Origin of the sequence: Natronolimnohabitans innermongolicus JCM 12255 (assembly GCF_000337215.1) — an archaeon.
Lineage (GTDB): Archaea > Halobacteriota > Halobacteria > Halobacteriales > Natrialbaceae > Natronolimnohabitans > Natronolimnohabitans innermongolicus.
In genome coordinates, this window is sequence record NZ_AOHZ01000011.1 from 68,963 (window position 1) to 94,186 (window position 25,224).

A 25,224-nucleotide genomic window follows, 5' to 3' on the forward strand; every position below is an offset into this window, starting at 1 on the left:
TCACTATGACGGAACGGAACGCTACGTCGACAGAACCGCCGCTCGACGACCAGAGAGAGGGAACGGGAACGGAAACGGAAGAACAAGCTGGTGACCGCGTCGAAGTCACCGTCGGAATCGACCGGCTGGAGTCGTTTCTCGACGCGGGCGATCCGGAGGTCAGAGCCTACGCGGCCCGAACGCTCGCGACCGAGGCCGCCGACCGCCCGGCGGACGTCCGCTCGGCCGTCGACGACCTGACCGCTCGCCTCGCGGACGAGCCGTCGATCCGATCGCACGCGGCGGCGGCGCTCGCCGCGGTCGCAGCCGACCATCCCGGCGCCGTCCGCGAGTCGGTTCCCGAACTGACCGAGCGACTCGAAGATTCGTCGGCGATCCGCGAGGACGCCGCCGACGCGCTTGCGTCGGTCGCGGCGGCCGAACCCACCGCCGTCGCCGCGGCCGTCGACGCACTCGGTCGTCACGTCACCGACGAGCGAGAGCGCGTTCGCCGACGGGTCACGGACGCGCTGGCCTCGATCGCCGCCGCCGATCCCCACCGCGTCGCGTCGATCGTCGACGAGGTCGCCGCGGGAACGGCCGACGAAACGGTCGCCGTCCGGGAGAACGCGACGGCGATCCTCGCCGCAGTCGCGGACGACTCGCCGGCCGACGCACTCGCCGCGACGGACTCGCTGCTCGCCCGACTCGAGGACGAACCGGCGATCCGGACGAACGCAGCGACGGCGATTCGCGCGATCGCTCTCGAGGAGCCGTCCCGTCTCGAGGCCGACGTCGAGACGATCGCGACGGTCCTCGACGACGAACGGGAGACGATCAGAACCGCCGCCGCGGTTGCCGTCGCGTCGGTCGCCCGGGAGAACCCCCACGCGGTACCGACCGTCGTCGACTTACTCGCCGCTCGACTCGACGACGTCGACGACGTCCGAACGGAGTGTACGGCGGCGCTTCGGGCCGTCGCCGCGGTCGAGCCCACGGCCGTCGTACCCGCGGTTCCGGCGCTCATCGATCGACTCGAGGACGCCCTCGCGGCCGTTCGTACCGACGCGGCCGCGGCGCTGGCAGCGGTCGCCGCCGAACGACCCGCCGCGGCCGCCGAAAGCGTTCGCCCGCTGGCGCGGCGGCTCTCGGGCGACGGAGCTGCGATGCGACGCCACGGCGTCGCCGCGATCGCCGCCGTCGCCGAGGAGTCGCCGACCGCCGTCGAACCCGTCGTCGTCGATCTCGCGGCCATCGTCGACGCGGACGACGAGACCGTCCGCCTCGAGGCGACTCGGGCGATCGCCGCCGTCGCCGAGGAGTCGCCGAACGCGATTCGCTCGATCGTCCCGGCGCTGACGGCGCGGCTCACCGATTCGCACGAGCCGGTTCGACATCGTGCGGCCGACGCGCTCGCTGCGCTCGCCCTCGAGGCACCCGACGACGGGACGGACGTTCCGGCGCTCGTCGCCCGACTCGAGGCGGACGACGAGTGGCTCCGAGGGGACGCCGCCCGCGAGATCGCGACCGTCGCGCGCTCAGAGGTCGCCGACGCCCACCCCGCGGTTCGCTCTCTGCACCGGCGACTCGGCGACGAGACGGCGGCCGTTCGGCGAGCCGCCACGCGAGACCTCCTTACCGTCGCCGCCGAGAAGCCACTCGAGGTCCGCGACGCCGTCTCGCCGCTCGCCGAACGACTCGACGACGAGGACGCGACGGTGCGGAACAACGCGGCGATCGCGCTCTCGAGAATCGCGGCGGCGGCGCCGGCCGCGGTCCGCGAGAGCGACGTGCTCGCGGCGCTGTTCGAGTCGCTCGACGACGCGGATCGGACCGTCAGAACGAACGTTCGACGCGCCCTCGAAACGCTCGTCGACGAGTCCGCAGACAACGCCGGCGAACCCGACGCGGCCGTCGACTGCCGATCGGCGTTTACCCTCGCCGTCGCCGAGACGGGGGCGAGCGAGGAGCGACTTCGAATCGCCGCCTGGTCGGCTCTCGAGACGCTTGGCCTCGAGTCGGCCGCCGAAGTCACAGCCGGCGTCGATGCGATCTGTGCGCGGCTGGTCGAGCCGACGCCGGCCGAGCGCGCCAGCGTGCTCACGACCCTCGAGTCGTTCCTGGATTCGGACGGCGACCGAAACCTCGAGAGCGAAACGAAGCTGACCGACGCCCTCGTCGACGCGCTGTCTGCGGGCGAGGAGCGCACGGCCGCCGTCGCCGCGGCGCTCGCGGATATCGCCCGAGACGAACCGCGGCTCGCCACCGGTGCCGTGAGCGCGCTGTTCGACGGGCTCGAGGAGCCGGCCGACGCCGAGCGCCGGGCGTTGCTCGACGCGTTCGCCACGATTCGCACCGCAGCGGGGGCCGATGCCGGCGACGGCGCCGGCACCGCCACCGGAACGTTGCTCGAGCAACTCGAGGACGGCGACAGCGCCAAGCGGCGCCGTTGTGCGTTCGATATCGCCCGACTGGCGGCGACGAGCCCCGAAGACGTTGCGGCCGAGCGCGAGCGATTGGTCGATCACCTCGAGGACGACGACGAGGCCGTCCGCGGCGACGTCGCGCTCGCGCTCGGAACGCTCTCGGTGACCGGCCACGACGACGGCTCGACGCTCGGCTCGACCCTCGAGCGCGTCGACGACCGGCTGATCGACGCCGCGTCGCTCGCGACCGGCGGGGAGACCCCGTCGCACACCGACGGGCTCAACAACCAGCTGACGGGTATGGGCAGTCGACTGGACGGCGACCCCTGGGCGGCCGGCTTCGCCGCCCTCGCGCTCTCGGTGCTCGCCGAGGAGTCCGAAGCGCTCCGCCCGACCGGCATCTCCAAGCTCGCGGCCGGACTCGAAGTCGAGAACGCGCTCGTCCGCGTCGTTACCGGTCGCGTTCTCGCGGAGATGGCTCGCGACGACGCGACCGGATTCGAGGACGCCGTCCCCGCGCTCCTCGGGGCGCTCGAGGACGCGGACGCCGACGTCCGCGCAGCGGCCGCCGACGCGATCATCGCGTGTACGAGTGTCGACGACGGGTCGGCGCTCGCGGCGGCGGACCGCGATCCGACCGCGGTCCTTCGCCGCCGGCTCGGCGATCCGGACGGTCGCGTCCGGACCCGGTCGATCCGCGCGCTCGCCGCCCTCGAGGCGACCGAGAGCCGACCGGCGATCGACGCGCTCACCGACGATCCCGTCCCGGCCGTCTCCCGAGCGGCCGAGCACGCGACGGTGGCACTCGAGGACGCGGCGGACCGAGCGGACGACGGTCCGTCGACGGCCGACGGCTGGACGATGGCGCGCGTCGGACCGGGCCGGACCGGATGCGCGCCGTCGGGGCCGGTCGTCGGTCGTCGACCGACCGAACTGTGGCGGACCGATGCCGGGGACGCGACGGCGGCATTCGAAGCCGCGCCGGCGATCGTCGACGGCACCGTCTACGCGGGCTGCGACGACGGCAGCGTCGTCGCGCTGGCGCTCGCCGACGGCCGCGAACGCTGGCGGTTCGAGACCGGCGGCCCCGTTCGGACCGCGCCGGCGGTCGTCGACGGGACCGTCTACGTCGGCAGTGCCGACGGCGCCGTCTACGCCGTCGACGCCGAGCGCGGCGACCGACGCTGGCGCTACCAGACCGACGGCCGCGTTCGCACGGCTCCGATCGTCGCCGACGGCACCGTCTACATCGGCAGCGACGCGTTGCACGCGATCGACGCCAAGAGCGGCGACCCGCGCTGGATGGCCACGCTCGAGGACGACCCCATCGGCCCGACCGTCGCTGACGAGACCGTCTACGTCGTCGCCGGCGACCGACTGCGCGCGCTGTCGACGGCCGACGGGAGCCAGCGCTGGAGTCGAACCCTCGAGTCGCCGACCGACGTGGCGCCCGCCGTCGCCGACGGAACGGTGTACGTCCCCGACGGGGCGGCGCTGCTCGCCGTCTCGAGCGACGGCTCGAGCCGGTTCCGATTCGAGACGGGCGCGCGCATCGAGACGCCGCCGGCCGTGGCCGACGACACCGTCTACGTCGCGAGTACCGACGGCAGCCTCTACGCGGTCGAGACGTCCACGTGGACGGAGCGCTGGCGGGCCGCCGTCGGCGTCGCCGCGACGGGGCCTGCGCTGCTCGGCGACGTCGCGTATCTGGGCCTCGAGGACGGCCGGTTGCTGTCGCTGTCGGCGGCGGACGGCACCCGTCGCTGGCGGGTGTCTCGAGAGGTAGCCACGACAGCCCTCGCCGTCGACGGCGAGACGCTCTGCGTCGTCGACGACGGCCTCGCGGTGCTCGGAGCCGGCGGCTCGTCGCTGACTGATTCGCTCTCGGGACTGTTCACGCGGCTCGGAGGGAACGATTCCTGAGCGGCGGGAGCGGCGGGGTCACGCCGACGAGTCGTTCGTGTCAGCGTCCGCGCCCGTTTCGGTTTCCGTCTCCGCACCTGCGGTCGCGTTTTCGTCGGCGTTCTCGCGTTCGTCTGCGCCGGTGTCTTCGCCCTCGGTAGCGCCGCCATCGTCGTCGTCGTCAACCTCTTCGTCGACGTCGTCGAGCCCGGCTTCTTCGAGGACGGGTTCGACCTCGCGGACGATCTGTGAGGGCTCGAGGATCGCGACGTCGCGCCAGTGTTCCTCGCCGTCGGGGCCGATGACGAGGGTGATGGGATAGCCGGCGGCACCGTACGTGCCGGCGACGCCGTCGTCGTAGCCGACGCCACCGTTTCCGCCGTGAGTCGACCACCACTCCCGGAGTTCGGAGTCCGAAAGCGAGTCGGGCGAGAGGTAGGTGAGCGCGAGAACCCGAACCGCGTCGCCGTACTCGTCGACGAGGTCCTCGCGAGCGGCGGTGAGTCTCGACACCTGCGACTGACAGTTGCCACACGCCGGGACGAAAAACATCGCGACGGTGACCGTCCCCGCCTCGGGAACCGAGACCGTGCCGGCCGAACTGCCGTCCGCGTCGATGAGTTGCGCGGTCGGCGGCCCGCCATCGTCGTCGTCCGTTTCGGACTCGGGTTCGTCGGTCAGAAACGACGGCGGCCCGTTCCGGAAGAGTCCGACGCCGCCGGCGAGGATGCCGAGGCTTCCCGCGCCGGCGACGATCTCGCGTCGCTTCACGGCGCCACCCCCGTCGCCGCTCGGCGTCCAAGCCGTCGGCCGCGTCGGCTCGAGGACCGTTGCATACGCGTCCGTACGGGCTCGAACAAGAAGGGTTCGGTGGTTCGATCGGCGAATCCGGGATCGAGGCTCGAACGGCCGCGACGACCGTGATCGGCTCGAGGCGTCTCCATCGTCTCGACGGTAGGATCGCGTCTCACAGACCCGGCCGGTGGCAGCACCCGGAGGAGTGCGGCCGATTCGGGGTTCTGAACGGCCTCGAGGAACACGACGACTTCCCGGCGAAACGCGCTGTAGTCACCGAAACTGACTTTCTCTCGGATCGAGTCCGTCCCGCAACGGTTATGGCATATTTTGCCGTGGTGTGTGTACGAGAATGACCAACTGCTCGAGTCGAGGACTGCTCGTGCTCCTCGACGAGCGGGGGCCGACGGAGGTAACGTCGCTCGCGGCGTCGCTCGAGGCCCATCCGATGACGGTGACCTCCGAGTGTCGGGACCTGCAGTCCGACGGACTCGTTCGCCAGATCTCGGGGGGCGTTTACAGGATCACCGAGGACGGTCGACAGCAGCTTCGAGCGCAGTCCGAGTGAGCGACCGACCATCGATCGACTTACGATCCGTCGGCCGACGGCGTTCGCCGCCGTTCGCGCTCGACCGTCGTCGCGTAGATTCCCGCGAGGACGATCAGCCCGCCGAGTACCGTGAGCGCGTCCGGAACCTCGGCGAGGAAGACGAGCGCGAGCAGCGTCGCTCCGATCGGTTCGCCCAGCCAGGCGACGCTGACGACGACCGACTCGAGGTGTTTCAGGACCCAGTTGACGACGGTGTGGCCGAAGACGCCGGGGCCGACGGCCATCCCCAGAAAGAGCAGCCACTCGCGACCCGGATAGGCGACGTAGTCGTGGCCCTGCACGCCGACGAGGACGAACAGGGTCGCCGCACAGGCGGCGTAGACGACGGTGACGTAGGGAAACAGCGACACGCGCTGGCGAATCGACCGTCCCGCGAGAACGTAGGCCGCGACGGTGATCGCGCCGAGGGCGGCGAGCGCGTTTCCGAACAGCGTCGCGTCCGAGACCGGCGCCTCGCCGGCGTCGCCGAGCGACATCGCCATCGCGCCGACGATCGCGATCGCGATCCCCGCGACGGTCTCGCGACTGACTCGCTCCCCGAGGACGAGCGCGGCGCCGGCGGCCACGAAGATCGGCTGGGTCTGGACGATCGTCACGCTCGCCGCTACGCTCGTGTGGTTCAGGCTCTCGAACCAGGACGCGAAGTGGACGGCGAGGGCGACGCCCGCGACGACCGCGAATCCGAGATCCCGTCGAGAGAGACGGGCGAACTCCTCGCGGTACCACACGACCGCGATGGGCGCGACGATCGCCGTCGTGAACAACACCCGGTAGAAGGCCGCGACCGAACTCGGCGCCGCGCTCCAGCGGACCAGAATGGCGCTGGTGCTGGCCGCGAAGACGGCGAACGCGAGGGCGACAGCCGGCGTCACCTCGAGGTCGGCGGCGCGCACGTCGTCACGATGTGCGGCCTGTTCCAAACCGGTTCCGAAACCCGTCGCCGCGTGGGTCGAAGATCACCGACGCTATCGGCTCGAGAAAGCGTGACTCGAGTACGGACGAACGGACGGTCGGCGTCGGATTGGTTCTCGGCTCCGGTCGCGATCTAGCCCAAACGTTGAGGGGCGTCGCCGGTGACGCCGCGTGTCGGCTCAGATCGGCTCAGACGCGGTTGCGATACGGTCGCGCCACGTCGCGATCGACGTCCTCGAGTGTGATGATATCGTCCTCGCCGAGCGCTTCTGCGTCCCACTCGTCGATGAACTCGAGGGCGTCCTCTCGGTCACCGAACGGGCGCGGATCGATCCCCATCGGATCGTCCGCGGCCTGCTCGTCCGTGACGAGGACGAAGTAGCCGTCGGTCACGTCGGCTAGCTCGCCCGTCGTGATCTCGACGGCCCACGCACCGACCACGTCCGAATCGGATGCGGTCGCCGCGTAGTACGCGAACAGACAGCCCGGCGAACAGGTGACTGCGCCCCGGCCGTCCTCGTGAGCGAGTTGACTCATCCGATCCGAGTAGTCGGTCGGCGTCATGTTACAGACGACACAGTTCTGGTCGCTGGTGAACTCGATCGGTTCGTCGCCCGGATGGTCGTCGACGTTCGGCTCGTACGTCGTCGCCTCGTCTTCCTCCTCGTCATTCCCGCCGGCACAGCCGGCGAGACCGACCGCCGCGCCCGCTCCGAGCACCGCGAGCAGCCCGCGCCGGTCGAGCATCCCTCGATCGCGTTCACTCGTATTCATACGTTCGTCTAACGATCCAACGGGCAAAACGAGCGTGGTTCGGTTTCCGAATCGAAACTGTCGTCGTTCGTGTACACAGCAGTGCAGCACTCGGCCGGTACGACACGCAGCTACACCGATTCGAGTCGCACCTTCGTCCGCCGGTGGCGAACCCGGAACATCGGTTCGAATCCCAGCCAGGCGAACGACGCGGCGACGCCGACCAGGCGCCCGATTCCGGGAGACTCACCGCCCGGCAGTTCGTACTCGACGCGATCCCGGAGGATCGTCCGCTCGCCGTCGGGGTAGAAGGCGTGGGTGTGAAGCCAGTGAGCGAACGGTCCGTGGATCATCTCGTCGCGGAAGACGGCTCCGCCGTCGGTTCGCTCGCGGACGGTGATCCGCGACGTTACGTACTGGCGCGGCCCCACGCCGAACGGCCGCATCGACAGCGCCACCTCGCTTCCGGCGACCAGCGGGTCGGGGTTCGCCTCGCCGTCGGGACCGATCACCGACTCGATTCGAAGCCCCATCCAGTCGGGCGTGACGGCCTCGAGACCCTCGACTCGCGAGTAGAACTGCCAGACCGACTCGAGCGGTGCGTCGATCGTCGTCTGACGCTCGTAGACTGCCATCGACCGAAAGTACGACGCCGCGCGTGAAAACGGAACGGCCAAACGATTCCGAGACGGCCAGATACGTGCCGGTATCGCGACGTGCAGTTACTTCAGACGCTCCTGCAGGAAGGACGGATGAGCAGCGGTAACGCCCTCGATCTCGAGGAGCTGATCCGAGATGATCTCGCCGAGCGCGTCGCCGTCTTCGGCGCGAACTTCGGCCATCAGCATGTGGTCGCCGCTGGAGCTGTAGAGCGCCTCGATCTCGTCGAGGGATTTCAGCGCCTTCGTCGCCTCGACGTAGCGTTCGCTCGCCACGTCGATCCCCACCATCGCGATGGTCTTGCTCGAGAGCTTCTTCGGATCGACGTCGGCCGAGTAGCCGACGATCACCCCCTCCTCTTCGAGCTGGTTGATGTACTTGCGCACCGTCGGTTTCGAGACGTCCGCTCGCTCGGCGATCTCGGCGTAGGACGCCTGCGCATCCTCCTCGAGTACCTCGAGGATGCGGTCTTCCGTCGCCTGTGTACTCATGGGAGTTGCTTTTGCTCCGACGGAAAAATATCTTTTGTATACGAAAACAACGAGTTGGCTGGCTCGCGAAGACGTCTCCTGGCCGTAGCGGCGGCGATTGCGGGCCATCGAGAGCCGAATCAGCCGATCGATCGCCGGATTTATTCGCGTTCCCGACCGATGGTCGCCGATGGTCGACGCCGACGTGTTGATCGGGCTCTTCTGGATCTGCTGTGGACTCGTTATTCTGGCTCCCGCGATCATGATCGCGTTTCGCGGTCGGGCGGATCTCCACATTCACTACGACGATGACGTCGATCCGGCTTACGTCTCGCGTCGGGCCGGCACGACCGCGCTCCTCATGGGCCTGTTCGTCATCGCCTACGGCGGCTACCAGATCCTGTACGGCTTCTCGCCGACGGTGTTCGGCGGCCTCATCGTCTCGCTGCTGATCTTGAGCCAACTGACGAAGCGCTTCGCGCAGGGTTGGGGCGCCGACGGCGGTTCGGAGAACTGATCGGCGGCGAAGACGGCCGTCGCTCGAGTCGAGAGCGAACCGCGAAAAATCGTCGAACGAATACGGACGACCGAACGGTCGCCGTCGCTACTTGTGTCGCTCGAGCAGGTCGTAGCTGCGCTCCCACTCGGCGTCGTCGTCGAAGTACCGCTCCGCGAGCGGCTGGTCGGGCATCTCGCCGACGGCGTGTTTCTCCTGGGAGTAGGACGGTCGCTCGTCGTCGACGTAGTACCGTCCCGTCAGGACGGTGCCCTCGTTCAGGACGTCCTCGGTCTCGCGCATGATCTCGGCGGCCTCCGCGCGGTCGTTGACGTCGTGTTCGTAGTCGTCGGACTCCTGAATGTCGATGTAGGGGACGTACTGTCGGGCGTCCTTGTTCCAGGTCGGACACTGGGTCAGGAAGTCGACGTGGGCGAAGCCGTCGTGTTCGATGGCTTCCTTGATGATCTCCTTTGCCTGGTTCGGGTTGACCGCGGCCGTGCGGGCGATGTAGCTCGCGCCGGCGTTCAACGACGTCGACAGCGGTCGCAGCGGCGTCTTCGCGCTCCCCGACGGCTGCGTCTTGGACTTGTGGCCCTTCGGGCTCGTCGGCGAGGTCTGGCCTTTCGTGAGGCCGAAGATCTCGTTGTTGAAGACGATGTACGTGATGTCGTGGTTCTCGCGGGCCGAGTGGATCCAGTGGTTGCCGCCGATCCCGTAGCCGTCGCCGTCACCGCCGGCGGCGATGACCTCGAGTTCCGGGTTCGCGAGTTTGGCGGCGCGAGCCACGGGCAGCGAACGGCCGTGGATCGTGTGGAAACCGTACGTGTCGAGATAGCTGTTCAGTTTGCCGGAACAGCCGATTCCGGTGACGGTCAGCACTTCCTCGGGGTTCTTCCCGAGCTCCGGCAGCGCCTGTTTCAGCGACTTCAGCACGCCGAAGTCGCCACAGCCCGGACACCAGGTCGGCTGCGGTTCGACACCGGGCGTAAACTCGTCCCGGTCGATCTCTCGCTCCTCACCGATCGCGTTGAATGCACTCATTGTTCAGTCACCTGCAGCGGGTTCGATTCGTACCTGTGCGTCTGGCTGGCGGTCCTCGTCGGCCAGGTTGACCTCGTAGCCTTCGACAATCTCGGCGGGCTCGAAGGGGTTGCCGTTGAACTTGAGGAGGCTGGTCATCTTGTCGCCAAAGCGGCCCAGTTCCTTCTGGATCAGGCCGCGGAACTGCGCGGTGGCGTTCATCTCGACGACCATCGCCTCGTCGACGCTCTCCAGGAACTCCGTGACCTCCGTCTCGGCGAAGGGCATCATGTCGGAGACGCTGATGGCCTTTACCGAGTGGCCTTGCTCGTTCAGGCGGTCGACCGCTTCGGCGACGGCGCCCTGCGAGGAGCCCCACGTGATGATGCCGTAGTCGGCCTCGTCGGGGCCGAAGTACGTCTGCGTGGAGTCGCGCTCTTCGTCGAGTTCTTCGCGGATCTTCTCGAGTTTCTCGAGGCGGCGTTCCATCTGGAAGACGCGGTTGTCGGGGTCTTCCTCGATGTGTCCGACTGGCGAGTGCTCGTTGCCGGTCGCGAGGTAGCGTCCGCCCTTCTGGCCGGGGATCGACCGCGGCGCGACGCCGTCCTCGGCGTCCTCGTAGTTGAAGCGCTTGAACTTCCCGGAGGCGTCGTGTGCGGCCTCCTTCAGTTCGTCTTCGGTCAGCGTCGAACCGAGATCCGGCGAGGGTTCGCGGTCGAAGAAGTCGACGTCGACGTTCTGGTTTTCGCCGGAGAGCTTCTGGTCGTAGATGACGATCGCCGGGATCTGGTAGTCCCAGGCGATGTCGAAGGCCAGTCGCGTCTGTTCGTAGGCTTCCTCGATGTTACCCGGCGCGAAGACGACGCGCTGGGAGTCGCCCTGGCTCGTGTAGAGGACGTGTTCGAGGTCGGCCTGTTCGGGCTTGGTCGGCATCCCGGTCGAGGGACCGGCGCGCATCGACTCGACGAGGACGACCGGCGTCTCGGTCATCTCCGCGAGGCCGAGCGGCTCGGACATCAGCGCGAAGCCGCCGCCCGAGGAACCGGACATGGCCTTCACGCCGGCGTGGCTCGCACCGACTGCGAGTGCGGCCGCCGCGATCTCGTCTTCGACCTGCTCGGAGACGCCGCCCATGTCGGGGAAGTTCTGGCTGAGGATGGTGAAGACGTCCGTCCACGGCGTCATCGGGTAGCCGGCGATGAAGCGACAGCCGGCGTCGATGGCACCGTAGGCGATCGCGTTCGAGCCCGACAGCAGCGCCTGCTCGGCGTCGTGTTCGCCCGTCGGGGCGCGCAGGTCGTGCTCGAAGTCGTACTCGTCGTTGACCGTCTCGTAGGCCTCGTGGAGAATATCGAGGTTCGCCTCGAGGATGTCTCCGCCCATCGCGTCGGACATCAGATCCTCGATGTGCTCGAGCTCCATGTCGAGCAGCGCCGCCGTGGCACCCACGCCGGCGGTGTTGCGCATGACCTCGCGGCCGTGGTCCTTGGCGAGGCCGCGCAGGTCGAGCGGGAAGACGTGCCAGTCGTTCTCCTCGGCACGTTCCTCGAGGTCGAGTTCCTCGACGTCCTCCTCGCTGATCAGGCCCTCGTCGTAGATGATGACCCCGCCTTCGCGAAGTTCGTCTAAGTTCTCCGACAGCGGCTTGATCTCTTCGTTGCCGTAGTAGGCCTCCTCCTGTGGGTTACGGGCGAACGAGTCGCCGAGCGCCAGCAGGAAGTTGTAGCCGTCACCGCGGGACTGTACCTTCTGTTCTGCGGCTCGGATCTCGACGTACGTGTGGCCGCCACGGATCCGCGACGGATAGTGTCGATGGGTGAACACGTTGAGCCCCGAGCGCATCAGTGCCTTCGCGAAGTTCTGACTCGTCGAGTCGATTCCGTCTCCGGAACCGCCTGCGATTCGCCAGATGAGTTCATCGTCGCTCATAGGTAAATCAGTGGCCGGTGGGCCAACCGTACCTGGAATTTGCCCTACGCAACCTAAAGCCTTTGCTATACATTATCATAGATCTATCGTGAGGAATGAACAACCACACAATATATCGCATTATCGACCGTGAACGTTGAGGGAAAATCGGGATATAGCTTGTATTTGTGACGAAATGGTCGGTGTTGAACGGTTTACACTTCAGCGTATTCGCTCGAGCGAAAATCGATATCTGGTGGCGCAAAACGGCGTCGGGAACCGAACGACCGGGTCACGAAACGAACGCGAACGGTGCCGATCGAACCGTCGCTACTCGTTTCGCGGGTTACTCGGGTGGTACTCCGTGTCGTACTTGCCGGGCTGGTCGTCGACTCGGTCGGGGTTCATTCGGCCCGACAGCAACATGAAGTCGACGAGCGTCAGCGCGAGCATCGCCTCGACGACCGGCACGCCGCGTGGCGGAAGCACCGGATCGTGGCGACCGATGACCTGCTCCTCTTTGAGTTCGCCCGTCTCCCAGTCTGCGGTCTGTTGGGTCTTCGGGATCGACGTCGGCGCGTGGAGGGTGACCTCGCCGTAGATCGGCTCGCCGCTCGAGATGCCGCCCTGAATGCCGCCGTGGTCGTTCTCGACGGGCGTCGGACGTCCCCACGTTCGCGGCTCGTCGCCGTTCTCCTCCGAGGCGCGATGCGCCTCGCTGTCGTCGAACTCCCAGTCGTCGTTGCGATCCTTGCCGGTCCACTCGGCGGCCTCGGTTCCGAGGCCGAACTCGAAGGCCGTCGTCGCGGGAACCGCCATCATGGCCTGGCCGAGTCGCGCCGACAGCGAGTCGAAACGCGGCGCGCCGAGGCCGACGGGAACGCCCTGGGCCTCGAAGTAGATGCTCCCGCCGATGGAGTCGCCCTCGTCCTGGTAGTCCTCGATCAGGTCCTGCATCTCCGCGGCGGTCTCGGGATGGGCACAGCGGACGTCGTTCTCCTCGGAGTGCGCTTTGATCTCCTCGAAGCTCACGTCGGGCGCCTCGATATCGCCGATCTGGTTCACGTGGGCTTTGAGTTCGATCCCCTCGCGTGCGAGGAGTTTCTTCGCGATGGCGCCGGCCGCAACCCAGTTGACGGTCTCGCGGGCCGAGGACCGACCGCCGCCGCCCCAGTTTCGCGTGCCGAACTTGGCGGAGTACGTGAAGTCCCCGTGGGAGGGCCGCGGAGCGGTGATGAAGGGTTCGTACTTGCCCGAACGAGCGTCCTTGTTCTGGATGACCAGCCCGATCGGCGTTCCCGTCGTGTAGCCGTCCTGAATGCCCGACTTGATCGAGACGTCGTCGGGTTCGCCGCGGCTGGTCGTGATCATCGACTGGCCGGGTTTTCGGCGGTCTAGGTCTTCCTGAATGTCCTCCTCCGAGAGCTCGAGGCCGGCGGGGACGCCCGAAACGGTACAGCCCATCGCCTCGCCGTGGCTCTCGCCGAACGTGGTCACCTGAAAGAGGCGACCGAAGCGGTTGCCGTTCATTGGGTCTTGTTCGGGGACGGGGACACTTAGCGGTGCAGGGTTCTCGACGCTCGGCGACCGATCGGACCCGACGGTCACCCAAAGCGTCTTTGTTCCGCGTGGTGTAACCGCGTTCACATCATGAAGCGTCGTTCGTTGCTGGCCGTCCTCGGCGCCTCGAGCGTCGCGTTCGCGGGCTGTCTCTCAGTCGACGGCTCGGTCGAGGAGGGGGCGACGGTCGAGCAGGAGCAGACACGAGAAACGACGGTCGACCTCGAGTCGGGAACCAGCCAGGAGTCGAGGTCGACCGAGACGCCGTCGGATCCCGACGAGCCGGTCGCCGAAGTGAGACTCGGCTCCACCGACGGCGACGCACCGTCCCATCGGGTCCGCCTCTGGAACCGCACCGCGGAAACTCGCTCGGTCGACCTCGAGATCGAATCCGAGGCGAGCCACTTCGAAGGAGCGTACGATCTGGCGTCCGACGCCCACGTCGTCGTCTTCCTCTCCGACCGCGCGACGTACGATGTCGACGTCGCCGTCGACGGAGGGGCTGCCGACACGACCACGCTCGAGGAAGCGTCGTTCGACGACCCCTGTCCGGCCACGGAGCTGTTCGTCGAAGACGACGGCGACCTCGAGGTGACGACCGAATCCGACGCCGACCACTGCTGACCGATCGTCGAACCGTTACTCGAGGGCCGCGCCGAGTTCGGCCGCCGCGAACGGCACCAACATCTCGTCGGGGTGGAGCCCGCCGTGGACTCCGACCAGCTCGAGGTGGGCGCGGTCGCTGCCGAACCAGACCGAACGGTCGCGGTGACAGACGATCAGATCGCCAAGTCGGCGTCGGAAGGTCTCGCTCGTCGGTCCGTCGCCGAACAGGTCGCGCTCGAGGGCGTCCTCGCGGGTGAAGATTCGCGCGTCCAGTCGCTCCGCGAGGAACGCCCGAGCGTGATCGCGGGTGCGCTCGGGCTCGCGAAGATGGAGGTGGAGGTTTCGCGGGCTCCCGGCGTACCGGACCGGCTCGCCCGTCGCGTGGTGATCGAGGCGAATCATGAGCTCGTCGCAGCGCTCGAGGTCGACGTTCGTCTCGGGGGTCGTGTTCACGTGGCCGTGATCAGCGGTGACGACCAGCAGCGTGTCGTCGGCACCGTCCCGGGACTCGAGTCGTCCCAGCGCGCGCTCGAGGGTGTCGATGGTCGTCCGAACCGTCTCGCGGTAGGCCGCGCTCTCGGTTCCCGCGGCGTGGGCCGCGGCGTCGATCTGCGGGAGGTAGGCGTACAGGTACGCGGGGTCGTCGGCGTCCGCGAACGCCTTCTCGAGGGCGTCGGCGAAGCCCTCGATTTCGTGGTCTCGACCCGGCTCGTGGTGGTTCCCGGAGTCGCCCCCGTCCGCGGCGCCGTTCCCGGGTCCGCCGTCGTCCCGGTTCCACCGATACGTGTGCGCGACCGCACCGTCGTAGGTTTCGGCGAACGGCACGACGTGATGACAGTCGATTCCGGTCGCCTCGAGTGCAGGATAGATTGGCTCGCCGGCGAAGACGTCCTGCAGCTCGCGGTCGACGGACTCGTCGCCGGCCTTGACGTTGCCCGTGAACGCCTCGTAGGAGGCGTCGTCGATCGGATCGTAGATGTCCCAGCCGATGGCGCCGTGGGACGCCGGCAGCCGTCCCGTGTGAAAGGTCGTCATCGCCGCCGCCGTCTCCGAGGGGTAAGTCGCCGTCAACGGCGAGACCGTCCCCGCCGTCTCGAGTCGCTCGAGCAGCGGGTGCTCGCGCCCGTGTCGCTTCCAGAACGCGAGGCCGAAGCCGTCGACGACGACGGCGAGGACCCGATCGTAGTCGTCGCCGACGCCCTCGAGGACGTCCGGAGGAAGCGAGCGTCGCGAAACGTCTTCGGCTCCGAGAACCCCGCCGATCGTTCCCGGGACGTTAGCGAAGCAGTAGTCCGCGTAGTCGGGGAACAGGTAGCCGTCCTCGGTCTGCCGATCACGGAGGCGTGCCTCGAGGTCGGTGCGCATGGCGTGGCCTACGGGCTCGATCGAATAAGTGTCGTGGGGTGGTATCACACCGGGATCGAGACCTCCTGTCGACGCTCGAGTGCATAGGTTCGATAGTCGGGGCGTTCGCCGACCGTCGGAGACGAAATCGGTGGAGGCGGCGAGCGCTCGCTCGCGAGGACCGGTTCAGGACCGGAGCGGGTCCGGCGTCGCGGCGAAGAACCGGGCGAGTTCCTCGGCGACGGCGTCGGATCTGTGAACGGGACCGAAGTGACCGGTCTCCTCGATTTCGCGCACCCGGGAGTCAGTCGCGTGTTCGGCGACGTGGTGGACGCCGTCGACGAACCACGGATCCGGAATCGAACTGGATCCGTGTAGGAGCAAGACCGGCGCTTCGATCTCGGCGAGGGCGGACGGCCCCGTCGGGCTGGGTCCGTCGTAGTCGTCGAGACCCTGCACCTCCTGGAGGAAGACCGGAACGTTCGCCGCACAGTTCTCGACGATGCCCGCCGTCTGCGCGTCGTTCAGTTCGTCCTCGGTGGCGACCCACTCGAGGAACGTACGCGCCGCGTCGACCGGCCGATCCTCGGCGGCCAGTTCGCTCACGCGACCGATCCGCTCGACGAAGCGCGCGTACTCGTCTTCCTCGAGCACCTCGAACACGGCCGGCTCGTAGGCGGCGACCGCGGACACCGCGTCGGTTTGTGCGGCCGCCCCGAGCGCCAGTCGACCGCCCTGGGACCACCCGAGCAGACCCACGGGTTCGCCGATGCTCTCGACGAACGCCGTCACGTCCTCGAGTCGCCGCTCGGGCGAGAGGTCGGTGCTGTGCTCGCTCAGTCCCCGACTCCGGACGCTCATCGCGTAGCAGGTGAACCTGTCTGCGAGATGTGGTACCAACGACTCCCAGATGAATTCACCGTCGGCCATCGCGCCGTGGACGAGAACCACTGGAGGTCCAGTCCCGTGTACGCGGCCGGCTATCTCGGTGCCGTCGTCCGAGACGGCCCGGTGTACAGTTCCTCCCTCGTCCGTCTCCGGTTGCGTCGAATCAGCCATTGGGTGACACTCAGTGGTATGGTATGTGTGGTCGAACCATAGACTCATCTGACGACAATTCGTCACGGACTGCACAGCGTGCAGCACCTGACGCGGATCGGCGGTACGGTCACCCACTCGGTTCGAGGTACAGGGCCGATACGAACGGTCGCGCCGCCGTCTCGAAGCGGACGCCGAAACTCGGGCGTCACTCGAGGGGGCTCGACTGACCGCGGGACCGCGTCTCGAGGTCGGCGAGACAACGATACCCGCTCAGGGCAGTTCGAACTCGATCGCCGCTCCCTGGCGCGACCACCTTTTGTCTCGGTCGTCACTCCGTTCCTCCCTCGCAAAACCTGGACNCGATCGCCGCTCCCTGGCGCGACCACCTTTTGTCTCGGTCGTCACTCCGTTCCTCCCTCGCAAAACCTGGACCAAAAAGCCCAGAACAACTGCCTCAGGGGAGTTCGAACTCGATCGCCGCTCCCTGGCCGAAGCCGACACACTCCGTCGCGATGCCGCGCTCGACGCCCTGGCGATTCATCTCGTGGACGAGGGTTACGGGGAGGCGCGCGCCGGAGGCCCCCAGCGGGTGGCCGATGGCGATGGCGCCGCCGTTGACGTTGAGTTGCTCCATCGGGATCCCCAACTCGCGAGCGGAGTAGATCGTCTGGCTGGCGAAGGCCTCGTTGATCTCGACGAGGCCGTAGTCGTCGATGTCGCGACCGGCGCGCTCGAGCAGGCCCTCCGTCGCCGGCACGGGGCCGACGCCCATGATCGTCGGATCGACGCCCGCGACGTAGCTGGTACCGACCTCGGCGAGAATCTCGAGGTCCCGTTCCTCGGCGAGTTCGCGGCTGGTCAGCATGACGCCGGCGGCGCCGTCGGCGATCTGGGAGGCGTTGCCGGGCGTGACCGAACCGTCCTCCTTGAAGACGGTCGGCAACTCGGCGAGTTTCTCCGCGGTCGTGCCGGGGCGGAGTCCCTCGTCTTCCTCGTGCGTGCCCTCGGCCGTTTCGATCGGGACGATCTCGTCGTCGAACTTGCCTTCCTCGGTGGCCTCGACGGCGCGTTGCTGGCTGCGGGCGCCGTACTCGTCCTGCTCCTCACGGCTGACGCCGTACTCCTCGGCGACCTTCTCGGCGGTCATCCCCATCTGGAGGTTCTCCATGCCGTAGACCTCGTCGAGTTTGGGGTGCATCGACCCGCTCTCGGCGGCGCCCATCTGCACGCGACTCATGCTCTCGACGCCGCCGGCGATCACGGCGTCGTGACGACCCGCCGCGATCGAGTCCGCGGCGCTGATGATCGCCTGCGCGGAGGAGGCACACTGCCGATCGACCGTCGTCGCCGGGACTCCCTCGCCGAGATCCGAGAAGAGCGCGATCTGGCGGGCGATGTTGGTCCGTTGCTCCTCGCGTTGCTGAGCGCATCCCCACATCAGGTCGTCGACGTCCTCTCCGGAGAGCCCCGTCTCCGCGAGCATCTCGTCGACCAGTGGAATCGAGAGGTCCTCGCTCCGAATGTCGGCGAGGGCGCCGTCTTCTTTCCCCTGTGCAGTTCTTACAGCGCTAACGATCACCGGCGTGTTGACTGACATTGTATGTAATGATCGTTCGGCACCATAAATAGCTAGTCGAACCGGTAAGCGAGCTGGCTCGAGGCTACTCGAGTGGAAAAACAGCGGCGAAACGGCCACAGGGCCCGGGCTCAGTCGCTTCGCTCGAGCGCGACGCCGAGATCCTCGAGCAGTCCGAAGAAACCGGGGAAGGAGACGTCGACGTGGTCGGCGCCCTCGACGGTCGTCTCGCCGTCGGCCGCGAGGCCGGCCAGCGCGAGCGACATGATGATCCGGTGGTCGTCGCAGCCGTCGACGGTCGCGCCCTCGAGGGTCGACTCGTCGCCGTGGATCGTCAGCGAGTCCTGCGTTTCGGTCGTCTCGACGCCCATCTTTCCGAGTTCGTCGGCCATCGCGCTCACGCGATCGGTCTCCTTGTAGCGGACGTGCTCGGCGTTCGTAATCCGCGTGTCGCCGTCGGCGACGGCGCCAAGGGTCGCGATCGTCGGCAGCAAATCGGGCGTGTCCTCGACGTCGACCTCGACTCCCGACAGCGGGGCGCTCGAGACGTCGATGACGCCGGCTTCGCGGTCCCACTCGACGTCGGCGCCCATGCGCTCGACGATCTCGACGATGGCGGTGTCGCCCTGCGCGCTCGGGTTGGCACCCTCGATCCGGACGCCCTCGCCGTCGTCTCCGGCGGCGATCGCGCCCGCCGCGAGCGGGTAGGAGATCGACGAAAAGTCGCCCGGGACGGCGTAGTCGCCGCCCGCGGGCCGGTAGGACTGACCGCCCTCGACCGCGAAGCCGTCGTCCGTCTGGCGTGCCTCGACGCCGAACGCCTCGAGGACCTCGAGCGTGATGTCGACGTACGGCGCGGACTTGAGTTCGGTCTCGAGATCGATCTCGATTCCCTCGTCGGTGACCGCGCCGGCCATCAGCAGGGCGGTGATGTACTGCGAGGAGACGTCGCCCGGGATGGAGACCTCGCCACCCGAGAGAGGACCGGTGACGACCAGCGGCGCCTGGCCGTTTCCGCGCGTGCTGTTCGCCTCGCCGCCGAGGTCCGCGATGGCCTCGAGCAGCGGGCCCTGGGGCCGCGAGCGAAGCGACTCGTCGCCGGTGAGAACCGTGGTGCCGTCGGCCAGCGCGGCAGCGGCCGTGACGAGTCGCATCGTCGTGCCGCTGTTCTCGCAGTCGATGACGTCCGCCGGAACGTTGGGGCGGCCGTCGAAGCCGCCGATCTCGAGGGTCCCGTCGTCCGCTCGGTCGACGTCGCCGCCGAACAGGTCGACGGCGCCGGCCGTGGCCTTCGTATCGGCGCTCCAGAGCGCGTCTCGAACCGTGGCCTCGTCGGCGTAACCCGCGGCGAGGATCGCCCGGTGCGTGTAGCTCTTCGAGGGCGGTGCCCGCGCCGTGCCGGCGACGCTCGAGGGCGTGATCGTGACGTTCATGCTCGCCTCGTGGGTTGGCCGGGCCTTACCGATACCGATGTCCCCTCGGCGGTGAAGAGACGCGCCTCGAGTTACCGTCGAAACAGCCGTCGTTATGTGTCCACCCGTTCGACTACCGGTATGGAACTCGACGTCGACCTCTCGGCGCTCCGGAGCGCCCTCGAGGCGGACGACCGGGACGGCTACCTGATCGACGACGACGCGTCGGACGCCGACCAGCGGTACGTCTCCGGCTTCACGGCGCCGGACCCCTACCAGACGCTCGTGACGGCGGACGGCGTCCACCTGCTCGTCTCCGGGCTCGAGTACGGCCGCGCGGTCACGGAGTCGAGCGCCGACACGGTGACCCGTCGGTCGACTTACGACTACCAGAAACTGGTCGCCGAACACGGCGGCCACGAGGCCAAGAGTCGGATGCTCGCCGCCTTCCTCGAGGATCACGGCGTCGAGTCGATCGCCGTCCCGCGCACCTTCCCGACGGGAACTGCGGACGGTCTCCGCGAGCGCGGCGTCGACGTCGCCGTCGAATCGGAGGGCATCGTCGAGGATATCCGCGCGACGAAGACGGCGTGGGAACTCGAGCAGATTCGCGCGACCCAGCGGGCAAACGAGGCCGCGATGGCGGCCGCCGAGGAGCTGCTCGCGACAGCCGAGGTTCGCGACGACGGCACCCTCGTCCACGGCGGCGAGGCGCTGACGAGCGAGCGCGTCACGGAGGAGATCGAAATTACCCTCCTGCGCCACGGCTGCGGGCTCGACGACACCATCGTCGCTTGCGGCGCCGACGGCGCGGACCCCCACGACCGCGGCAGCGGCCCCCTGAAGGCGGACGAACTGATCGTCGTCGACATCTTCCCCCGGGACAAGGAGACGGGCTACTTCGCGGACATGACCCGCACCTTCGCCCGCGGCGACCCCGGCGAGGAGGCCCGCCGGCGGTACGCGGTCACCGAGGACGCCTACGAGGCCGCCCTCGAGGCCGTCGAAGCGGGCGTGACCGGCGCCGACGTCCACGGTGCCGCGTGCGACGTACTCGAGGACGCCGGCTACGCCACCCTGCGCAGCGACCCCAGCACGGAGACCGGCTTCATCCACAGCACGGGCCACGGCGTCGGCCTCGACATCCACGAACAGCCGAGCGTCTCCCCGGCCGGCGGCGAACTCCTGGCCGGCCACGTGATCTCGATCGAACCCGGCCTCTACGATCCCGAGATCGGCGGCGTCCGCATCGAAGATCTGATCGTCGTCACCGAGGACGGCTACGAGAATCTGACCGACTATCGCGTGGGCCTCGAGCCGACGGCGGAGTGATCGCGCTCGCCGCGGGCGTGCAAGCGAGGTCGGACGACGGGCGACGCTACAGGACGACGCCGGTGACCCCCGTGCTCTCGAGCAGCATCCAGCCGACGAACGCCGCGTAGACCGCGAGCAACAGCCACGCCTCGCGATCGGTCAGCGCGAAGTCGGTGCGCGCAGTGGCGAAGACGACGATCGTCGCGACGACGAGAAATCCCATCAGCGGCGCGGCGACGCCGAAATCGATCGGCGTCGAACCGGCGATCAACACGCCGACGGGGACGGCGACCAGCAGATCGAAGACGTTGCTCCCGAAGACGTTGGCCAGGCTGACCGACGACTGACCGCGCTGGGCGGCCCGAACGCTGATGATCGTATCCGGGAGGCTGGTCCCGGCCGCGATCACGGTCAGGCCCCAGAGGAACGACGGCGTGTCGAAGTAGGCTCCGAGTTCGACGGCGGCGTGGACCAGCACCTCGACGCCGACGAGGATCACGGCGAGTCCGACCGCGAGAAGCGCCCACTGTTTGGGGCCGTGTACGTCCCCCGCGTTCTCGGCGGCCTGGAACTCGGCGGACTCCTGGTACTGGATGAACAGGTAGAGCCCGTACAGTCCGAGCGGGAAGAGCGCGAGCGGCCGTGTGACCTCGCCGAACAGGCCCGTCCCCGTCGGGAAGTAGATGACCGCGAGCGAGAACGTCAACAGCAGCGTCGCGACGGCGATGATGTAGAACTGCGCCTCGCGGTAAACGATCGCGCGATTCGACTCCATGGTATCGCGGTGGAAGAGCGTCGCCAGCGCCGGAATCACCAGCACGTTAAAGACCGCCGAGCCGACGATCGCCGCGACGCCGAGTTCGAACTCGCCGTACCGAACCGTCGCGATCACGACGCTCGAGAGTTCCGGGAAACTCGAGCCGACGGCCGCGATCACCGCGCCCTGAACGATCGGCGGGAGTCCGTAGTAGCGTGCCAACCGCTCCGCGGACCGCTCGAGGGAGAGGCTTCCCGCCCAGACGAGGGCCGTCGCGACGGCTGCGAGCGCCACCAGCCACAGGAGGACGAACATGCGTGGTTCCGGTCGGCGTACAGCACACGGTCACCACCTGCTTACAAATAATCGAGGGACGGCGACGACTCGAGGCTGCGGATGGCATCGGTTGTATTCCGGGGCGCGACGAACAGCGCTTCAGACCGACTCGAGCGCGATCCGGTCGCCGACCTCGAGCCCGCAGCGCAACGCGGCGTGGACTCGCCCCTCGCCGGCGACCCAGTCGCCCAGACAGTACAGCCCCTCGCGCTCGGCTCGCTCGAGGGGTTCGGTCGCCACCTCGGCTTCGGGCTGGGCGTAACGCCAGCCCTGATGGTCGGTCCAGTCGGGATCGCGCAGTCGGTCGTCGCCGATCACGTCGGCCGCGAGATCAGCCAGCGTCTCGAGATTGGTTTCGGGGTCGTCGTCGTAGCGCTCGACCGACCAGTCGTGGTTCGCCTGGACGATCAGCAGCGACTCGCCGTCGGGGACGTGGTCCGACTTACACTCCTCGCGTGAGATCCAGCCGATCTCGTGGTCCTTGTCGGTGTTAACCAGCGCGTAGTAGGGGACCTCGAGTTCGAAGGGGTAGTGGAGGACGCCGGTCCAGATCGTTCGGTAGGGGACGTCGTCGACGGCCTCGAGGAGCGGCGTCCGAGCGGCGTGGTCCCACTCCACCGTTCGGACTAACTCGGCCGTCTGTGGCGCCGGCGGGTTCAGAACCAATACGTCGAACGGGCCCCACTCAGTGCCGTCCGCGTCCTCGAGGTGCCACGCGTTGGTCTCCGAAGCCTCGTCGCGGCGGAGCGTCTCGACGCGCGTCTCGCGATGGACCGTCGCGTCGGTCCGCGCGAAGAGTCGTTTTGCGAGCTGGGTCAGCCCCGACTCGTAGGTCCACTTGTGTTCGTCGGCGTCGCGACCCTCCGAAACGTCGCCCGCCTCGTCGAAGGTCCAGATCGGCTCCGCGACGTCGACCAGCCCGTCGGTCTCGAGGCGTTCGGTGAGCAACTCGGCGACACGGTCGTCGGCCGATTTGACGTAGTTCGCGCCGTAGTCGTAGGTCGCCCCGTTTCGGCGACGGGTCGCGGCGCGCCCGCAGAGCCCGCTCGACTTCTCGAGGACGGTACACGCGGTCTCGCGGTCGGCTCGCTCGAGTCGATACGCCGCTGCGGCGGCGCCGGCGCCGGCGCCGACGATTCCGATTCGGATCACGGTGGTACTGCGACCCGCGTGGATAAGTAGGCGAGCCTCGACCGTCCGCGATCCGCCGGCGGCCTCGTCTCTCCGAACTAATTCGAAAACTGAACGATCGTATTACTATGAACGTATTAGTAGCATATTTTTAGGTTGTTTCTTGAACTCCCTGTCTAAAGCCAGACCCATGCGAAGACGAAACTATTTGGCGGGGGCGACGGTCGGCGCACTGTCTGCGGTCATCGCTGGGTGCAGCGACGTCGGCGGACCGAACGGGGAAGAAGACGGTACGGACGACGCCGGCGAGACGGACGACAACGGCGAAGGCGACGGCGAATCGACCGGCGAGGAACAGTCGAACGGCGACGATGGCACGGACGGAACCGACGACGGGACCGACGAAATGGATGACGACGGCGACGCGGACGAGGACGACGAAGATGTAGAGGAGACGGACGGCGAAAGCGAAGATGACGAAGGCGACGCGGACGAAACAGACGACGAAGGCGACGAGGAAACGGACGACGAAGACGAAGCGAACGACGCCGGCGAGCACACCGTTTCGATCCTCGAGCATCCCGACACCGTCGCACCGGGCGAGACGGTCGACCTCGAGGTGGAGATTCGGGTCGACGGATCGGCGGCCGAGGACGGCAAGTTTCTGGTAACCGTCGATTACGCCGACGAGCCCGTCGCCGAACGCGACTACGAGACGGTCGACGGCGAGGAGTCGATCACCGAGCGGATCGCGTTCGACGTCGCGGAGGACGTCGACGCGACGTCCGTTGCGGTGACGGTCGAGACGGCGTCAGACGAGGAGACGGTCGAGGTGGGTCTCGAGGAATCCGACGACGAGGACGAAGCTGCGGACGCGGAGGCCGACGCGCTCATCGACGCCTACTACGAGGCGCGGGCCGAGTCGTTCCTCGGCGAGAGCGAGGTGATGGCCGACGAACATCGGGTGACCGACGAGTTCCACGACGACTGGACGGGCACCCTCGACAGCGTCGACGAGGCCGCCGAGGGCGGGTGGAACGACGGCGTCGAACAGGCTCGACACACGCCCGAGGCGGTCGCCGACGGTTCGGTACCGGACGAAACCGCCGGTGAGGGCGCACCGACCATCGACGTCGACGACGCGGACGACGACCCCGACGCAGAAGCGCTCATCGGCGCCTACTTCGCCGCTCGAGCGGAGGCCTTCGTCGCGGAAACCGAAGCGGTGACCGGTGGGCACCGCTCGGCCGAGGAGTACCACGACGACTGGACGGCGCGCTTCGAGGATCCCGACGAGGCCGAAAGCGAGGGAGCGCTGAGCGGCGATTTCGCGGCCCGGTCGCTTTCCGACGGAATCTTCAGCGACTAGAGCTTAGAGCTCCCGGGCCATCATCACCTCGTCGACGCCCTCGCCGTCGATCTCGTAGTGGTCCCGGCGGATCGCCTCGGTGTCCCAGCCGTGTTCGGTCAGGAACTCGAGGGCGCGGTCGTTGGTGATCGGGATGCTGTTGTACACCTTCCGGAAGCCGTTAGCTTCGCCCCACTCGATGCCGCGCTGGAGGAGTTTGCTCCCGATGCCGTGGCTCCGGTACTCCTCGCGGACGCCGACGGTCTGCTGGGCCGTGCCCTGCAACTGGTCGATCTGCGGGAGGTCGAGGTGGGTCCAGCCGACGACTTCCCCGTCGACCGTCGCGACGAAGAACATCCGAGATTTGACGCTGTTGTGTCTGGTTACCGCGTCCTCGTAGAGCAGTTCCTCGGCGATGGTCTCGGCGACGACGTACGTTTCCTCGGCGGTCACGTCCCGGATCGTCTCGATGAGGCCGTCGAAGTCGTTCTGCCGGCCCGGCCGGATGACGAACTCGAGGTCGCCGGACTCGTACTCGGTGACGGCGCCGAACTCGAAGTCGATCTGCAGGGTCCCGCCGTCTTCCTGCAGGTAGCCGTTAGCTTTCAGCGCCTCGAGGTGGGTCTGGAACTCCTCGGCCGGCAACGACAGCACGTCGAGCAACCGATGTCGCTTGACCGTGCCGTGTCGCTCGACGTACTCGTAGATTTGCTTGCTCGCCTCCGACGAAAAGGTCGGTCGCTCGGTGACGCCCATACGACCAGTACGGAAACTCTCGGTTTAGATCTTGTGTACAGATACCATACACCACTCGTGTCGGCTGACTCGAATTGCCCGCTCACAGGACCGTCACCCGAGCCGATCG

At 67.7% G+C, this 25,224-nt stretch carries 21 protein-coding genes; 6 read left to right on the plus strand and 15 right to left on the minus strand.

Features of this window, described 5'->3' with window-relative positions; genetic code table 11:
* Positions 1 to 5 precede the first annotated feature (5 nt).
* Positions 6 to 4,328 carry a sister chromatid cohesion protein PDS5 gene (locus tag C493_RS02095; RefSeq protein WP_007257739.1) on the plus strand — a complete coding sequence of 1,441 codons (4,323 nt, stop codon included), beginning with the start codon at positions 6 to 8 and terminating at the stop codon, positions 4,326 to 4,328.
* Between the two features lie 18 nt (positions 4,329 to 4,346).
* Here the strand turns inward: C493_RS02095 and C493_RS22945 are convergent, their stop codons facing one another.
* The gene (locus C493_RS22945; RefSeq protein WP_007257740.1) at positions 4,347 to 5,078 is read right to left on the minus strand and encodes a TlpA family protein disulfide reductase; all 732 of its coding nucleotides are present in this window, start codon (positions 5,076 to 5,078) and stop codon (positions 4,347 to 4,349) included.
* 376 nt (positions 5,079 to 5,454) lie between these two features.
* Here C493_RS22945 and C493_RS02110 point away from each other — a divergent pair, with 376 nt between their 5' ends.
* The gene (locus C493_RS02110) at positions 5,455 to 5,670 is read left to right on the plus strand and encodes a helix-turn-helix domain-containing protein (protein ID WP_007257742.1); all 216 of its coding nucleotides are present in this window, start codon (positions 5,455 to 5,457) and stop codon (positions 5,668 to 5,670) included.
* A gap of 20 nt (positions 5,671 to 5,690) precedes the next feature.
* Here the strand turns inward: C493_RS02110 and C493_RS02115 are convergent, their stop codons facing one another.
* The 4 genes from C493_RS02115 to lrpA1 all read right to left on the minus strand — a co-directional run bounded on the left by C493_RS02115 (position 5,691) and on the right by lrpA1 (position 8,528).
* Positions 5,691 to 6,605 carry a DMT family transporter gene (locus tag C493_RS02115; protein ID WP_049889085.1) on the minus strand — a complete coding sequence of 305 codons (915 nt, stop codon included), beginning with the start codon at positions 6,603 to 6,605 and terminating at the stop codon, positions 5,691 to 5,693.
* Positions 6,606 to 6,813: 208 nt separating this feature from the next.
* Positions 6,814 to 7,398, minus strand: coding sequence for a nitrous oxide reductase accessory protein NosL (locus C493_RS02120; protein WP_007257744.1), 585 nt, complete (start codon positions 7,396 to 7,398; stop codon positions 6,814 to 6,816).
* Positions 7,399 to 7,508: 110 nt separating this feature from the next.
* Positions 7,509 to 8,012, minus strand: a complete 504-nt coding sequence (locus C493_RS02125; RefSeq protein WP_007257745.1) for an SRPBCC family protein — start codon at positions 8,010 to 8,012, stop codon at positions 7,509 to 7,511.
* Between the two features lie 87 nt (positions 8,013 to 8,099).
* On the minus strand, positions 8,100 to 8,528 hold the full coding sequence (lrpA1, locus tag C493_RS02130) for an HTH-type transcriptional regulator LrpA1 (RefSeq protein ID WP_007257746.1): 429 nt from the start codon (positions 8,526 to 8,528) through the stop codon (positions 8,100 to 8,102).
* Positions 8,529 to 8,697: 169 nt separating this feature from the next.
* Between lrpA1 and C493_RS02135 the strand changes: the two genes are divergently transcribed.
* Positions 8,698 to 9,024, plus strand: coding sequence for a hypothetical protein (locus C493_RS02135; protein ID WP_049889086.1), 327 nt, complete (start codon positions 8,698 to 8,700; stop codon positions 9,022 to 9,024).
* An 87-nt stretch (positions 9,025 to 9,111) separates the two neighbouring features.
* Here C493_RS02135 and C493_RS02140 read toward each other — a convergent pair whose 3' ends face one another.
* The 3 genes from C493_RS02140 to aroC form a co-directional block, all read right to left on the minus strand.
* Positions 9,112 to 10,047, minus strand: coding sequence for a thiamine pyrophosphate-dependent enzyme (locus C493_RS02140; protein WP_007257748.1), 936 nt, complete (start codon positions 10,045 to 10,047; stop codon positions 9,112 to 9,114).
* A 3-nt stretch (positions 10,048 to 10,050) separates the two neighbouring features.
* Complete coding sequence (locus tag C493_RS02145) at positions 10,051 to 11,955, minus strand: 2-oxoacid:acceptor oxidoreductase subunit alpha (protein ID WP_007257749.1); 1,905 nt, start codon at positions 11,953 to 11,955, stop codon at positions 10,051 to 10,053.
* Positions 11,956 to 12,264: 309 nt separating this feature from the next.
* Positions 12,265 to 13,464, minus strand: coding sequence for a chorismate synthase (gene aroC / locus C493_RS02150; protein ID WP_007257750.1), 1,200 nt, complete (start codon positions 13,462 to 13,464; stop codon positions 12,265 to 12,267).
* Positions 13,465 to 13,584: 120 nt separating this feature from the next.
* On the opposite strand from aroC, the gene C493_RS02155 reads away from it, so the two are divergent.
* Positions 13,585 to 14,118 (plus strand): hypothetical protein, encoded by a 534-nt coding sequence (locus C493_RS02155; protein ID WP_007257751.1) that lies wholly within the window; start codon positions 13,585 to 13,587, stop codon positions 14,116 to 14,118.
* Positions 14,119 to 14,133: 15 nt separating this feature from the next.
* Here the strand turns inward: C493_RS02155 and C493_RS02160 are convergent, their stop codons facing one another.
* The 4 genes from C493_RS02160 to aroA form a co-directional block, all read right to left on the minus strand.
* Positions 14,134 to 15,465, minus strand: a complete 1,332-nt coding sequence (locus tag C493_RS02160) for an alkaline phosphatase family protein (protein WP_007257752.1) — start codon at positions 15,463 to 15,465, stop codon at positions 14,134 to 14,136.
* A gap of 165 nt (positions 15,466 to 15,630) precedes the next feature.
* Complete coding sequence (locus C493_RS02165) at positions 15,631 to 16,503, minus strand: alpha/beta fold hydrolase (protein ID WP_083912355.1); 873 nt, start codon at positions 16,501 to 16,503, stop codon at positions 15,631 to 15,633.
* Between the two features lie 436 nt (positions 16,504 to 16,939).
* A complete protein-coding gene (locus tag C493_RS02170; protein WP_007257754.1) occupies positions 16,940 to 18,082 on the minus strand; it encodes a thiolase family protein in 1,143 nt (380 codons plus the stop codon).
* 110 nt (positions 18,083 to 18,192) lie between these two features.
* Positions 18,193 to 19,494, minus strand: coding sequence for a 3-phosphoshikimate 1-carboxyvinyltransferase (aroA, locus tag C493_RS02175; protein ID WP_007257755.1), 1,302 nt, complete (start codon positions 19,492 to 19,494; stop codon positions 18,193 to 18,195).
* A 120-nt stretch (positions 19,495 to 19,614) separates the two neighbouring features.
* Between aroA and C493_RS02180 the strand changes: the two genes are divergently transcribed.
* A complete protein-coding gene (locus C493_RS02180) occupies positions 19,615 to 20,805 on the plus strand; it encodes a M24 family metallopeptidase (protein WP_007257756.1) in 1,191 nt (396 codons plus the stop codon).
* 46 nt (positions 20,806 to 20,851) lie between these two features.
* Here the strand turns inward: C493_RS02180 and C493_RS02185 are convergent, their stop codons facing one another.
* Positions 20,852 to 21,859, minus strand: a complete 1,008-nt coding sequence (locus tag C493_RS02185; RefSeq protein WP_007257757.1) for a sodium:calcium antiporter — start codon at positions 21,857 to 21,859, stop codon at positions 20,852 to 20,854.
* Between the two features lie 120 nt (positions 21,860 to 21,979).
* A complete protein-coding gene (locus C493_RS02190) occupies positions 21,980 to 23,032 on the minus strand; it encodes an NAD(P)/FAD-dependent oxidoreductase (RefSeq protein ID WP_007257758.1) in 1,053 nt (350 codons plus the stop codon).
* 169 nt (positions 23,033 to 23,201) lie between these two features.
* Between C493_RS02190 and C493_RS02195 the strand changes: the two genes are divergently transcribed.
* Complete coding sequence (locus tag C493_RS02195) at positions 23,202 to 24,380, plus strand: hypothetical protein (protein WP_152421078.1); 1,179 nt, start codon at positions 23,202 to 23,204, stop codon at positions 24,378 to 24,380.
* 3 nt (positions 24,381 to 24,383) lie between these two features.
* On the opposite strand, the gene C493_RS02200 is transcribed toward C493_RS02195, so the two are convergent.
* Positions 24,384 to 25,115: a GNAT family N-acetyltransferase gene (locus C493_RS02200; RefSeq protein ID WP_007257760.1), complete on the minus strand. Its 732-nt coding sequence runs from the start codon at positions 25,113 to 25,115 to the stop codon at positions 24,384 to 24,386.
* Positions 25,116 to 25,224 lie beyond the last annotated feature (109 nt).